The organism is Geomicrobium sp. JCM 19038 (assembly GCF_000698125.1).
GTDB lineage: Bacteria > Bacillota > Bacilli > Bacillales > Marinococcaceae > Geomicrobium_A.
Window position 1 is genome coordinate 1 of record NZ_BAXA01000028.1, and the last position, 14,850, is coordinate 14,850.

General features: G+C 44.5%; 9 protein-coding genes and 3 pseudogenes. 8 read left to right on the forward strand and 4 right to left on the reverse strand.

All coding sequences use genetic code 11. The annotated features are described in order from the left end of the window. Positions 1 to 311 (forward strand): hypothetical protein (locus JCM19038_RS24090; RefSeq protein WP_238554504.1); only part of this gene is annotated, 311 nt, incomplete at its 5' end. On the opposite strand, the gene JCM19038_RS20035 is transcribed toward JCM19038_RS24090, so the two are convergent. Beyond that, positions 283 to 837, reverse strand: a complete 555-nt coding sequence (locus tag JCM19038_RS20035) for an NADPH-dependent FMN reductase (protein WP_042421291.1) — start codon at positions 835 to 837, stop codon at positions 283 to 285. The genes JCM19038_RS24090 and JCM19038_RS20035 overlap by 29 nt on opposite strands. Positions 838 to 960: 123 nt before the next feature. Further along, positions 961 to 1,317 carry a cupin domain-containing protein gene (locus JCM19038_RS20040; RefSeq protein WP_042421293.1) on the reverse strand — a complete coding sequence of 119 codons (357 nt, stop codon included), beginning with the start codon at positions 1,315 to 1,317 and terminating at the stop codon, positions 961 to 963. 297 nt (positions 1,318 to 1,614) lie between these two features. Between JCM19038_RS20040 and JCM19038_RS20045 the strand changes: the two are divergent. The 7 genes and pseudogenes from JCM19038_RS20045 (at position 1,615) to gatB (ending at position 11,073) form a co-directional block, all read left to right on the forward strand. Then, positions 1,615 to 2,314 (forward strand): annotated as a pseudogene (locus JCM19038_RS20045) (heptaprenylglyceryl phosphate synthase). 21 nt (positions 2,315 to 2,335) lie between these two features. Continuing rightward, a pseudogene (pcrA, locus tag JCM19038_RS20050) lies at positions 2,336 to 4,538 on the forward strand (DNA helicase PcrA). Between the two features lie 14 nt (positions 4,539 to 4,552). Then, positions 4,553 to 6,546 (forward strand): annotated as a pseudogene (gene ligA / locus JCM19038_RS20055) (NAD-dependent DNA ligase LigA). 29 nt (positions 6,547 to 6,575) lie between these two features. Beyond that, on the forward strand, positions 6,576 to 7,784 hold the full coding sequence (locus tag JCM19038_RS20065) for a CamS family sex pheromone protein (protein ID WP_042421299.1): 1,209 nt from the start codon (positions 6,576 to 6,578) through the stop codon (positions 7,782 to 7,784). 92 nt (positions 7,785 to 7,876) lie between these two features. Next, positions 7,877 to 8,167, forward strand: a complete 291-nt coding sequence (gene gatC, locus JCM19038_RS20070; RefSeq protein ID WP_042421302.1) for an Asp-tRNA(Asn)/Glu-tRNA(Gln) amidotransferase subunit GatC — start codon at positions 7,877 to 7,879, stop codon at positions 8,165 to 8,167. A gap of 15 nt (positions 8,168 to 8,182) precedes the next feature. Then, complete coding sequence (gatA, locus tag JCM19038_RS20075) at positions 8,183 to 9,625, forward strand: Asp-tRNA(Asn)/Glu-tRNA(Gln) amidotransferase subunit GatA (protein WP_042421305.1); 1,443 nt, start codon at positions 8,183 to 8,185, stop codon at positions 9,623 to 9,625. 14 nt (positions 9,626 to 9,639) lie between these two features. Then, entirely contained in the window at positions 9,640 to 11,073 is a 1,434-nt protein-coding gene (gatB, locus tag JCM19038_RS20080; protein ID WP_042421308.1) for an Asp-tRNA(Asn)/Glu-tRNA(Gln) amidotransferase subunit GatB, read from the forward strand. Positions 11,074 to 11,168: 95 nt separating this feature from the next. On the opposite strand, the gene JCM19038_RS20085 is transcribed toward gatB, so the two are convergent. Both JCM19038_RS20085 and JCM19038_RS20090 read right to left on the reverse strand, forming a co-directional pair. Then, positions 11,169 to 12,935 carry an ABC transporter ATP-binding protein gene (locus JCM19038_RS20085; protein WP_081831939.1) on the reverse strand — a complete coding sequence of 589 codons (1,767 nt, stop codon included), beginning with the start codon at positions 12,933 to 12,935 and terminating at the stop codon, positions 11,169 to 11,171. 28 nt (positions 12,936 to 12,963) lie between these two features. Next, entirely contained in the window at positions 12,964 to 14,508 is a 1,545-nt protein-coding gene (locus JCM19038_RS20090; protein WP_081831940.1) for an ABC transporter ATP-binding protein, read from the reverse strand. Between the last annotated feature and the right edge of the window lie 342 nt (positions 14,509 to 14,850).

The window sequence follows — 14,850 nt, forward strand, 5'->3', positions numbered from 1 at the left end:
CAAGGCGTGGTGTAGCAAGAGCGAGGCGTGGTGTAGCAAGAGCGGTGCAAGGTGTAGCAAGCGCAGGGTATGGTGTAGCAAGCGCAGGGTATGGTGTAGCAAGAGCGGTGCGCAGTGTAGCAAGAGCGAGGCGCGTTGTAGCAAGCGCGAGTCACCCAAGCCGAGCCCGGCTCTCCCAATGTACAAAAAGCAAACCGAGCATACCCAAACCCCCAACGTCCTCACGCCGCACAATAAGCCAATCAAAAAAGGGCGGAGAATTCTCCGCCCTTTCAACCAGTATTATACTTGGTCCGTATGCATTTTTTTAATCCAGCTGAGTACGTTGTTTACGACAACGTCAAGGTACTTGACTGTTCCTTCATCTGTGAGCACACCGTTCTCGTCGAGCTTCGTGTGGACTGCACCGATGTAGACTTCGTTGCCAGGTAGTACTGGTGATGAGAGTCCTGGTGCGAAGAGAATGTCGCGTAAGTGCGCTTGGGCTTTCACCGAACCGAGGTTACCCATGGATGCACCGATGATCCATGATGGTTTGCCGATCATAACTTGTTCAACACGAGATAACCAATCGAGGGCATTTTTGTGTGCAGTTGAGATCGTTGCGTTGTGTTCAGGTGTTACCCAAAGAACAGCGTCAGCTGCTTTTACTTTCGCACGAAGCGTTGTAACGGCTTCGTTTGGTTCGTTTTCTGTATCTTGATTGTAAAGTGGTAATGAACCAATATCGAGAATTTCGAGGTTCATTTCTTCTGTATAGCGCTGTTGCATAAATTTAGTAATTTGCATGTTGTAAGAATCTTTACGTGTGCTTCCTACGATTGCGACGATGTTCATAGTTGTAATCCTCCAATGATGATTGTAATCCAAATTGGAATTATACGCTCATCGTCGTCAAAAATCCAATGAAAAATCTCGAATGGAAGATATTTTCTCATGAATACAGATCCGAATACCTGGTTAACGGCTATACAGAAGGGGAATTGTGTCGTAGAGATCTACACCTTCAATAATGAAAGCGACAAGTCCTTCTTCAGTTCCGATCACGTGGTATTCTCCTTCTGGAAAAAATGCAGCTTGTCCGGGGACGAGTGGAGTTTGTTCACTGTTTTCTACTTGAACCCAGCCGTTTCCTCGAACGATGATAACGAGTTGATCGACAGATGCCTCGCGATATGGAATTGTTTGTTCTACTTCAAGAAAAATAGAAACCATGCGTATGTGGCCTGCATTTCTAATAATTGGTGTTAATAAAAAGGTGGAGTCTTCAATTGTCGTTTCTTTGCCTACTGATGCATCGATGGATATGATTTGCATAGCTTTGACCCCTCTCTGTCCGTGAAAAGTACGTAAAATGATATACGTAAATAGTTCGACAGACTCCATCAAGATCCTGCAAAATTTTCCAGTTCAAGAAACGGGAACATTAGGAAGAACTTTTTTTCGTCATTTAGTTAAGAATATCGAGTAGTTCTGCTATAATTGAAGGTCGAGAAATGTCTTTATAATTATACAAATTTACGATAGATCGGTTACTCGCGTTTTAAGAAAATCAATTCTTTTACAACGATCCATTTAGGGCGGAGTAGCGAAGCTCGAAGCGGAGGCTCTCGAATGATTCAACAAGAGATGAAAACATGGAAGCACGTATTTAAGGTAGACCCAGCGCGTTCGTTTACAGAAGAATGGCTTGCAGATATTTGTGAGTCAGGAACTGACGCTATTATTGTAGGGGGAAGTGACGGGATTACCATTGACAATGTAACAGAATGTTTGGCGGCAATTCGTCGATATTCTGTTCCTTGTGTATTGGAAGTGACGGAATTAGAGGCGCTCACACCTGGATTTGATGCGTATTTTATTCCGGTTGTCCTGAACTCTCACAATCCAGCGTTCATTAGTGGTTTGCATCAACAAGCATTAAAAGCTCACGGTCAATTGCTTGATATGGCTGATGTCATTGGCGAAGTACTGCATTTTAAATCGTGATTCAAGCGCTGCAGTCCGGACGAATTCGGACACCGCCCTTGATATTGATGATGTCGAAGCGTATGCACGTTTTTCGGATCAAGTTTTACGTATGCCCGTATTTTATTTGGAGTATAGCGGGAAATATGGCGATCCTAAAGTCGTAAAAAAGGTGAGTGAAACGCTAGAAAACGCTCAACTTTTCTATGGTGGTGGCATTAAAACAGCTGATGATGCAAAAGAAATGGCAAAATATGCAGATACGGTCGTTGTAGGGAATGCCATTTATGAAGACAAGAAAACTGCACTAGCAACGGTGCAAGCAGTTAAAGAAGTTAAAGTGTAACGAAAACGTGAGGTGTCGAACATGCAAAAAAAGATGGTTGAGCAACTGTTATCAGGATTGAATACTGAACAAGCTGAGGCCGTCAAAACGACGGAAGGACCTCTTTTAATTATGGCGGGTGCGGGTAGCGGGAAGACGCGAGTGCTTACTCACCGCATCGCGTATTTAATCCGTGAAAAGGGCGTTGCACCGTGGAACATCTTGGCGATTACGTTTACGAATAAAGCGGCGCGTGAGATGCAATCACGAGTGGGAGACCTGGTCAGCGGTGTTGCTGATAGTATTTGGATGTCAACGTTCCACTCCCTCTGTGTACGAATTTTACGCAAGGATATTGATCGGATCGGGTTTAACCGTAACTTTTCTATTCTAGATAGCACGGACCAACAGTCTGTCATTAAGCAGATTTTGAAAGATCGCAACCTTGATAGCAAAAAATTCCCGCCACGTACACTACTCGATGATTAGTGGTGCAAAAAACGAGCTTGTGACGAGTAAGCAGTATCGTAAAAAAGCAAGTGGGCCTCTAGAAGAAGTGGCAGCAGATGTGTATGAAGAGTACAGCAAGCGTCTTCGCATCAATCACTCCCTGGATTTCGATGACTTGATCATGATGACGATTCGTCTGTTTGAACAAGTGCCAGAAGTGTTGCAGCATTACCAACGCAAGTTCCAATACATTCATGTGGACGAGTATCAAGATACGAACCGTGCGCAATATGTACTCGTCAATTTACTTGCGGATCGTTATCGCAACCTTTGTGTGGTAGGGGATTCTGATCAGTCGATTTACAAATGGCGTGGTGCGGACATCGGCAATATTCTGTCGTTTGAAGAAGACTATAAAGATGCTAAGGTCATCCTTCTAGAGCAAAACTATCGATCCTCGAAAACGATTCTTTCAGCCGCAAACGAAGTGATTAGAAACAACTCTGGCCGTCGTCCGAAGAAGCTTTGGACTGAAAATGATGATGGCATGAAGTTGCAACTTCATGAAGCGATGGACGAGCGTGAAGAAGCGTTTTTATTGTCGACAAAATTAAAGAATCCATGCGTGAAAAAGGCCGATCGTATCAAGATTTCGCGATACTTTATCGTACGAATGCACAATCCCGTGTGATTGAGGAAATGTTCGTGAAATCAAACGTTAATTATCAGATGATCGGTGGAACGAAATTCTACGACCGAAAAGAAATTAAAGACGTTCTTGCCTATTTACGAGTAATTGCCAATCCAGATGACGATATTAGTTTAATAAGGATCATTAATGTACCAAAACGAGGTATCGGTGCGACGACGGTTGATAAAGTGGCGAACTACGCGGTCAGTCAAGAAATGAGTATGCACCAGGCTTTAATGGAAGCAGAGCACATCGGTTTATCAAAAGCCGTGACAACGAAGCTCCAAAACTTCGCGAAATTACTAGATGGATGGATGAAGCAACAAGATTATTTGTCTGTCGTTGAACTCGTAGAAGAAGTTCTTGAGAAGTCGGAGTATCGTCAATCACTTAAAACCGAGAACACGCTTGAATCTCAAAGCCGTTTAGAAAACATTGATGAGTTCGTCACGGTCGCGCAAGAGTTTGAAAAAGCGAGTGACGACAAATCACTCATTTCTTTTCTCACAGACCTAGCCCTCGTCGCGGATATCGATCGACTAGATGACCCTGAAGTTAATGAAAAAGGACTCGTCACGATGATGACGTTGCATGCTGCAAAGGGTCTAGAGTTTCCAGTCGTCTTCCTTATTGGAATGGAAGAAGGGATTTTTCCGCATAGCCGTTCACTTTTTGAAGTTGAAGAGATGGAAGAAGAGCGCCGACTTGCATATGTAGGTATCACACGTGCTGAAGAAGAACTCTATTTATCAAGGGCGCAAACGAGAACGCTTTACGGAAAGACGAATATGAACCCGAGTTCTCGGTTTATCGTCGAAGTACCAACAGAATTGTTTGAGCAACAAGCGGTTCCAGAAAAGCCGAAAAGCCAAAGTGTACGTACCGTGCAGGGCGTGGCACAGGCGGTGCACGTCGGGTTACGACGAATACCGGCGGTGGATCAGAAGAATGGCGTGTAGCGATAAAGCCGAACACAAGAAATGGGGAACGGGTACGATCGTTTCGGTAAAAGGCGAAGGTGAGAACCAAGAGCTAGACATTGCCTTTCCTAATGAAGGGATCAAACGCCTCGTTGCGAAGTTCGCACCGATCACTAAAGTGTAGAAAGGGAGACGTACATGGCTTCCATTCAAGAAACCATTGAAGCACTTCGAGACAAGCTTCATCATTACAACTACCAATATCATGAGTTAGACAATCCAGTGATCCCGGATGCGGATTATGACGCGATGCTGCACGAGCTCATTGATTTAGAAGAAAAACATCCTGAATATCAATCTGACGACTCTCCAACCGTACGAATCGGTGGAGAGCCGTTGGCGAATTTCGTAAAAGTTCAACACGAAACGCCGATGCTCAGTCTTGGTAACGCCTTTCATGATCAAGACTTGCGTGATTGGGATCAGCGTGTGAAGAACGGTACGGGTCGCGACGACGTGTCGTACGTTTGTGAGTTGAAGATCGACGGCCTTGCCGTGTCGCTTACGTATGAAAACGGGCGCTTCGTTCGAGGAGCGACTCGTGGGGATGGGACGACGGGTGAAGACATTACCGTCAACTTAAAAACCGTCGGTTCAATCCCGCTTCGCCTCCCTGAAGACGCGAACTTGGAAGTTCGTGGTGAAGTGTTTATGCCACACGGTTCGTTTCAGAAGTTAAATGCGGCGAAGGAAGAAAACGGAGAAGCATTGTTTGCAAACCCGCGAAATGCAGCGGCGGGGTCGCTTCGACAATTAGACCCAAAAATTGCAGCGCGCCGGAACTTAGATATTTTTCTTTATAGCATAGCGAATGATCGTGGGAAGGGATTAGAATCCCACCACGAGGCACTCGAATACATGAAATCGCTCAACCTCAAGGTGAACAAAGAGACGAAGAAATGTGCGTCGATTGAAGACGTGATTGCTTATGTGAATCACTGGGCGGAAGAACGAAAGAACTTGAATTATGAAACCGATGGCATTGTCATTAAAGTCGACAGCCTTCCGCTTCAACAAGAGCTTGGGTTTACAGCAAAAAGTCCGCGGTGGGCCATTGCTTATAAGTTCCCGGCTGAAGAGAAAATGACGACGCTCATCGGAATAGAGCTTTCAATCGGGCGAACGGGTGCCGTCACTCCGACGGCTCACTTGGAGCCTGTAACGGTGGCTGGGACGACGGTACGCCGTGCCTCACTTCACAATGAAGACCTAATTCGTGAAAAAGACATCAAAATCGGTGACAAAGTTGTCATCAAAAAAGCTGGCGACATTATTCCAGAAGTGGTCCGGGTGTTAGAAGAAGAGCGAGACGGAAGCGAACAAGACTTCTCGATGCCAACTCATTGTCCGGAATGTGAAAGCGAACTTGTGCACTTAGAAGAGGAAGTCGCTCTTCGTTGCATTAATCCGACTTGTCCGGCGCAAGTTCGAGAAGGGCTCATTCACTTTGTGTCACGTACGGCGATGAACATTGATGGTCTTGGAGAAAAGGTCGTTACGCAATTGTTTTCCCATGAGCTTATTCAAGATGTGGGTGACTTGTACTACTTAACGTACGAACAGTTAATCGAGCTTGAGCGGATGGGTGAGAAGTCCGTCAACAATTTACTGCAGGCCATTCAAACGTCAAAAGAGAATTCCCTCGAACGACTGTTATTTGGACTTGGGATTCGCTTTATTGGTGCGAAAGCCGCCGATACACTAGCAAAGCATTATAAAACGATGGACGATTTGAAAGTCGCTTCGTCAGAACAATTAGCAGCAGTTCCTGAGATTGGCACGAAAATGGCGGATGCTGTTGCTCAGTACTTTGAACAGCCAGAAGCGGAACAACTGCTTGATAAGTTAAAACAAGCGGGCGTGAATATGAATTACCTCGGTGTAACGACAGAGATGTTGGTAGTCTTTTTGAAGGGCAGACCGTCGTGTTGACTGGTAAGTTAGAACGTTGGACGCGAGATGAATTGAAAGAAATTGTTGAAACGAATGGCGGTAAAGTAACGTCTAGTGTAAGTAAGAAGACGGATTTGGTCATTGCAGGTGCTGAAGCTGGTTCAAAGCTTGCGAAAGCCGAGAGTCTTGGAATTACTGTTTGGGACGAGCAACAAACTGCAGATTTTGTGAACGACTAAAAAAGCAAGCCGGAGAGGAGCTGCTAAGTATGAGAAACGCGCTCATCATCCCGAGTCTTATGATGATGCTCATTCTTTTAGCAGGCTGTATGTCTTTTCTTGAACCTGAAGAAGAGGCGGATGTAGAAGCAGAAGAGCAAGGAGCGACGGCACAGGTAAGTGCTGAAATTCCGAGCCTTTCTAATTATTATCGAACCGTATTTCAAGATGGGACGTACGTTCCTGGACATGCCCGCGGTTTTGGATCGGCGATGGTGTACAACCGTCACGATCTCGAGCGATTGGAAGTTGGATTAAGTGAAATTGCCTCCAATGAATTTTCACCAGAAGATTATTACATCCAAGAGGGACGTTTTATTACCCGTAACGATTTAAATTCTTGGTTAAGTCGTCAAGACAACACGGAAGATGATGAGGGGAATCCTGAGAATCCGAACGGTTTAAATCCACAACTCGGTGAAGGCGAGACGCTCATTGAACGTGAAGCAAATGCTCCCCGAGTGTTGTCGCACATTACTGAACACAATTTCATGAGACAGACGAGTGAAGGGGACTTAGCGGTAGGAGGCGTAGCGGTTGCAGTATCCTTAAATACAACGTACACCTATCGTGTGACCGATGAAGAAGGATTGCAACATGGACCGTTTAATACGGAGATTTCTGAAGAACAGCTAGATACAGCTCGTGATGAGATCTCAAATGAAATCGTGTCCAGACTTCGGACGATTCATAGCGGTGGAGAAGACAACGTTAACTTAGATGACGTCCCAATCGTTGTAGCGGTTTATCATGAAACGACGAGAGAATCGACGACGCCAGGAGAGTTCGTCTCTTATGCTGTTGCTGATCCTGGTAGTGATTTAGGTAGTTGGACGGAACTAGATGAGACGCATCACTTTTTCCCATCAAGTGCTGCTTCCAACAACGCACCTGCTGATGCGGATCGTTTTAATGAGTTCCATATGCAACTGAATAGTTACTTTAGTGATCACATTGGCGCCACTGCGCTAGGCTATTATCAAAATGGTGAGTTGCAAGAATTAACGATTACGGTGCCGATCCGTTTCCAAAGCAAAATGGAGACGATTGCAATAACGCAACAAGTAGCAGAACTTGTGGAAGGTCAGTTCTCAACAAATGTTGATATTGTCGCTAAAGTTGAAAGCAATGATCAACAAGAAGCGCTTATTCAACGACCGGCAGGTACTGAAGAAGTTGATGTGTACATTTATGATTAAACCGAAAAGCCTGCGGTGCTAATTGCCCGCAGGCATCGGTTTTTGCTATACTTTAAGAATGTTTGGTTGACAGTTATTATGGGGGTGAAACCGTGTCAAAAATTACAAAAGAACAAGTAGAGCATGTTGCAGACCTTGCTAGACTTTCATTTACAGAAGCAGAAATCGAAGAGTTTACGAATCAAATGAGTAAAGTCATTGATTACGCTGAAGTTCTAAATGAACTCGATACAGAAAACGTTGAGCCAACAACACACGTGATGGACGTACGAAACGTGTTGCGTGAAGACAACGTTAAGCCATCATTACAACGAGAAGAAGCGCTTAAAAACGCCCCGAAACAAAAAGATGGGCAGTTTGAAGTTCCTTCGGTTCTCGATTAAGGGAGTGAATTGCGGATGAGTTTTTACGATGAAACTTTGTCTTCATTACATACGAAGATTAAGAACAAAGAAGTGACGATCACTGAATTAACGGAGCAGTCATTTAAACGAATTAAAGAAACAGATGATAAGATCCATGCGTTTTTGACGCTTGATGAAGAACGCGCACTTGCGAAAGCTCGTGAGCTTGATGAGCAAAATGCTGACAACTTATTCTTCGGAATTCCAGCAGGCATTAAAGATAATATCGTGACCAAAGGACTTCGTACGACGTGCGGGAGCCAGTTGCTTGACAACTTCGAACCTGTTCACGATGCAACGGTAATGAATCGCTTAAATGAGAAGAACGTTGTGACCGTTGGGAAATTAAACATGGATGAATTCGCGATGGGCTCATCAAATGAGAACTCAAGTTATGTTGCTGCACGTAACCCATGGAATACAGACCACGTACCAGGTGGTTCTAGTGGTGGTTCAGCTGCGGCGGTTGCAGCCGGACAAGTTCCATTTACACTTGGATCGGACACGGGTGGCTCAATTCGTCAACCGGCATCGTTTTGTGGTGTAGTAGGACTAAAGCCAACGTATGGCCGCGTGTCTCGTTTTGGTCTCGTTGCTTTTGCATCGTCACTCGATCAAATTGGTCCAATCACTCGCACGGTTGAAGACAACGCCTACGTTCTTCAACAAATTGCAGGTCACGACCCGCTCGACTCGACGTCTGCGAACATGGAAGTTGCCGATTACACGTCGGCGTTAAATCAAGACATTGCAGGACTGCGTATTGCTGTTCCGAAAGAATACCTCGGTGAGGGTGTGGATGAAGGTGTCAAAGCACGCATTCAAGAAGCGCTTGCTAAACTTGAAGAACTTGGCGCAACGTGGGAAGAAGTTTCCCTTCCAAACTCTAAGTATGCCGTAGCAGCATATTACTTGCTCGCATCTTCTGAGGCTTCAGCGAACCTGGCTCGTTTTGACGGCGTTCGTTACGGAGTACGTAAAGAAGGAGAAGACCTTCTGGACCTTTACAAGAAGAGCCGTAGTGAAGGTTTTGGCGACGAAGTGAAGCGTCGTATTATGCTCGGAACGTTTGCACTTAGTTCAGGCTATTACGATGCGTTCTACAAAAAAGCACAAAAAGTACGTACGCTCATTCGTGAAGACTTCGAACATGTGTTAAACAGCTTTGACGTTATTTTGGGACCAACGGTTCCAACGACCGCTTTCAAAGTGGGCGAGAACAGTAACGATCCACTAACGATGTACTTAAAAGACATCTTAACGATCCCAGTGAACTTAGCAGGAAACCCTGCCATTTCCGTGCCTTGTGGATTCTCTGACGGATTGCCTGTCGGACTGCAACTCATCGCAAAGCCGTTTGAAGAGCGCACACTATACAAAGTGGCACACGCCTACGAGCGCGCGACTGACCATACAAAAGTCAAGCCGGAACTATAAGGGGGGACACGAAGATGAAATTTGAGACGATTATCGGACTTGAAGTACACTCAGAACTAAAAACGAATTCAAAAATCTTTTGCGGATGTTCAACAGCCTTTGGTGCACCGCCAAACACACACACGTGTCCGATCTGCCTTGGTCACCCAGGAGTATTACCGGTTCTAAACCAACGTGCCGTTGATTACGCAATTAAAGCAGCCGTAGCACTCAACTGTGAAATTGCAGAAGAAACGAAGTTTGACCGTAAGAACTACTTTTACCCAGACAACCCGAAAGCCTACCAAATTTCACAGTTTGATAAGCCAGTAGGTGAAAACGGCTGGATTGAAATTGAAGTAGACGGATACAAGAAGAGAATCGGTATTACCCGCATTCACTTAGAAGAAGACGCAGGGAAGCTCACGCATGACGACTATGACGACGCATCCCTCGTTGACTTTAATCGTGTGGGAACACCACTCATTGAAATCGTATCCGAACCAGACATCCGCACGCCAAACGAAGCGTACGCGTACCTTGAGAAATTAAAAGCAATCTTGCAGTACACAGAAGTGTCGGACTGTAAGATGGAAGAAGGTTCATTGCGTTGTGACGCGAATATCTCGCTTCGTCCAGCAGGACAAGAAGAGTTTGGAACAAAAGCCGAGCTTAAGAACTTAAACTCGTTTACAAACGTCCAAAAAGGACTTGCGTTTGAAGAAAAGCGCCAAGCAGAAGTTCTTCTTTCAGGTGGTGAAATTCTTCAAGAAACACGCCGCTGGAACGAAGAAAAGAAAGAAACAATCCTCATGCGTATCAAAGAAGGATCTGATGACTATCGTTACTTCCCAGAACCCGACCTCGTCAACCTTTACATTGATCATGAATGGATTGAGCGCGTTCGCGAAGGGATTCCAGAACTTCCAGACGCACGTAAACAACGCTACATCAACGACTGGAACATTCCTGCGTATGACGCTGGTGTCTTAACGCAAACAAAAGCGATGGCAGATTTTTTCGAGGAAAGTGTTGAAGTTGGTGCTGATGCAAAGCAAGCGGCTAACTGGCTCATGGGTGAAGTGAACGCCTACCTTAACTCAGAAGGCATCGAAATCGAAGAAATTAAGATGACACCAACCGGCCTCGCTGGCATGATTAAGCTCATCGAAGATGGCACAATCTCAGGTAAAATCGCCAAGAAAGTCTTCAACGAAATGATGAAGAACGGCGGCGAAGCGAAACAAATCGTCGAAGACAAAGGACTCGTTCAAATCTCCGATGAAGGTCAACTAAAAGCGATCGTTGATAACATCTTAGACAATAATCAACAGTCAATTGACGACTTCAAAAACGGCAAAGACAAAGCCTTCGGCTTCCTCGTCGGCCAAGCGATGAAAGAAACCAAAGGAAAAGCCAACCCACAAGTCATCAACAAACTCATCAAAGAAGGCTTAGAATCACGCTAAGCTAAAAATCCCCCTGCTCACCGAGCAGGGGGATTCTTGTGCGTTGGAGCATAATTTCTCAAGTAGAGTTACACCTTTTTTGGAATGAAGCATAGTTACATACTGTTTTGTTGCTCTTTGAAGAAAAGATGTCGGTAATAAGCTCCATTTTCAATGAGCGATTCGTGTGAGCCATCTTCTACAATTTGACCGTCGTGCATCACGAGAATCCGATCTGCATGACGGACCGTATGCAAACGGTGAGCAACAGTGACTGTCGTGCGACCTTGCTTCAATTGTTGCAACCCTTTTTGGATTTGTAATTCTGTTCGACTGTCCACGTTGCTTGTTGCTTCATCCAAGATTAGGATTCGGGGATCACTTAGCATAACGCGAGCGATAGATAACAATTGCTTCTCACCCTCAGACAACCCAGATGCTTGCTCATCAAGATACGTATCATATCCATTCGGGAGCTTGCGAATAAAGGCATCTGCCCGAGCCTTTATTGCAGCAGTGATTACTTCGTCTTCTGTTGCCAACGGCCACCCAAAGGTGATATTCTCTCGAATGGTTCCGCTAAATAGCCACGTATCTTGCATTACAATGCTAGTCATTCTTCGGAGGACCTCATCATCTATTGACGTTATATCCAAACCGTCAATGGACACCGAACCTTCATTGGCTTCGTAGAACCGTAAGAGCAAAAGAGCTAGCGTCGTCTTTCCAGCTCCAGATGAACCAACAATAGCAACATCTTCGCCGGCTTTTAGCTTTACGTTAATATCCTTTAAGATTGGTTTATTTGCATCATATTGAAACGACACACGTTCAAACGAGATCTCCCCCCGACCTTCTGGAACTTTGGAGCCGTAGTCACTTGTAGGCATGGAAATATCAAGTACTTGAAACAACCTTTCTGCAGATGCAATTGTAGCTTGAATCGTATTCGTAATGTTGGCCACCCGGTTAATGGGCTGAGTGAATATACGAATATACATAATTAACGCTTGAACATCACCGATGGCAATGGTTCGTTGGACGACGAAGATGCCTCCAATAATGGCAACAACAACATAAATGACATTGTTCAAAAGGTTGAGCAACGGCACGATTAACCCTGAAAGGAATTGAGAACGCCAATTTGCTTCATATAGAGAGGTGTTGTAGGGGGTGAACTTAGATTTCATGTCCTCGCCCTGGTGATAGGATTGAATTAATGGGTGGTTCGTGTAGCTTTCTTCAATATAGCCATTCAAAGCGCCGAGCGCTTGTTGTTGCTGTCGAAATTGTACTTGTGAGTACTTAATAATTCGCTTCGTAATGAGAATGCTTAACGGTAAAGTGATGCACACGATTAGCGTGAGGAGGGGACTAATAATCAGCATCATGACGATAACACCAATCATCGTCATCAAAGACGTAATCGTCTGTGTTAGCGTTTGTTGCAACGTGCTACTAATTTTATCAATATCGTTAACGCCTCGACTCATCAGGTCACCCGTACTCACACGATCAAAGAATGCAATCGGTAGTTTCATGAGTTGATGATGCAATTCATGCCGTAGTGTATAGGTTACATGTTGTGCAACACCGACCATCAAGTATTCTTGGATATAAGAGAGATAAACACTAAACAGGTAGAGTGCAGCTAGCCCTAACAATAGTTGAATGATCCGATAAAAATCAACGCCTCCATTGTTCACCATACCTTCAAACAGTGTTGTGATTACTAGTCCTAAAACGAATGGACCGAGGATAAGAAACAACGTGCTCAGCACGGATGTCATTGCGACCGTCAATAGTCGGAAACGATAAGGCAATAGATAGCTGAGAAGTCGTTTCAACGTACCCCATTGGATTTTTGAATCTTGGTTTTTCATGAGGTACCCTCCTCCAATTGCGTAGTGGCTAGTTCGTGATAAATCGCACTCGTTTGTAATAACTCATGATGGTCCCTTCCCCAGTAATTTCTCCTTCATCAATAACAAGGATGTGGTCCGCTCGTTTGGCAATCCCGACGTCTTGCGTTGCGATTACTACAGTGGATTTGTTTAACTCGTGTAATAGCTTATCTAGGATCTGTCTCTTCGTTCCAGCATCGATTGCAGAAAAGCTTTCATCAAATAGATACATGTCGGTCTCTTTTATGAGAGCACGGGCAATCGCAATTCGTTGCCGTTGTCCACCAGACAAGTTCTTTCCATTTTGGGTTAACGTCGTATTAATTCCTTCGGGTAGTTCTTTAATAAAAGATTCACTTTGGGCGATCGATAACGCTCGATCGATTTGTTGCATTGAAACATTCTCAGAACCAAAGCGAAGGTTATTTTCAATCGTCCCTGAGAAAAGTTGCGTGTTTTGAGGGGAAAAAGTTACAGCGTTACGCAACGCTTCTTGATCCACATTTCGTAGATCAATGCCACCCATCACAATGTTCCCTGCACTAACATCTAACAGTCTTGGAATCAGTTGCAGCAAGGTAGACTTTCCTGAGCCTGTTCCTCCGACAATCACAGTGAGTTTACGATTAGGTATCGTACAACTCACATTTTTGAGGACGGACTTTTCCGCATTAGGATATTGGAAAGAGACATCGGCAAAGCGAAGGCTAGATTGCTGTTCAGGCGTTAATGAATAGGTTGGGTTCTTGATGGTTGGTTCAGCATTCAGCACTTCTAGGATGCGTTTTGCTGATACAGATGCACGTGGAAAACTTACAAACAATACCGACGTCAGCATGATAGAGAACAGAATGTACATGGCGTATTGAATAAAGGCCATTAAATCTCCCACTTGGAGTTCCCCGGTATTCAGTTGGAGCGAGCCAAACCATAGAAGAGCAACAATCGAGAAGTTCAAGATGAACATCATGATTGGTGTTAGATAGATCATGAGCTGATGGACATGGATCGCTGAATTCCGATAAGACTCGTTTGCTTCTGAAAAACGCTCTCGTTCTCGATCGATTTGATTGAAAGAACGAATGTCACGAATACCGGTAATGCCTTCACGAAGTGTCAGGTTCAATTGGTCGACTCTTTTTTGTAAGGAGGCAAACAACGTACCTCCTTTTTTTGCGAACCAGATGACGATAAGAATAATGATCGGTAATGGCGCGATAAGAATGAATGAAAGCGTTAGGTTTTTAGTAACCGAAAGGATAAATGCGCCAATGAACATCATCGGTGCGAGCAACATCGTTTTTAACAGAAGCGACAAGATTGTCTGCACTTGCTGAACATCATTGGTCGTGCGGGTTAATAATGTTGAATGACCGAATTGGCGGTATTCTTGAAGAGAAAAACCTTGGACACTGGCATATAATCTTTCCCTTATTGTTAAAGCGACTGAAGATGTTAATTTCGCAGTCTGATAGCCTGAACATACGGTTACCGCCACGGTCACTACCGTGATTAGTAGCATCCAAAGACCGACTTGAACAATATAAGACACATCGGCATTTGCAATGCTACATCGACAAGCTCAGCGAGAAGGGTCGGCAATGTAAGTTGAAGAATCGCTTGTAAAAACACCAAAAAAGCAATCAGCACCAGCTTGGATCGATAAGGTTTTAGATAGATTTTCATTAAGTCCAGCATCGGGTTTCACCACTTCAATTTAATGTAAAAAACCGCCGAGAGCGAACTCCCGACAGTTTCGTTGAATCATTTAAAGGAGATTAAAATCAATATCCGTGTTTAACGAATCGTTCGCACTCTCATTAAGCACATCATTAAGAATCTGTGTAACATCTAACATGTTACATACCTCCTAAGTGAAAGAATAAGGTTAAGA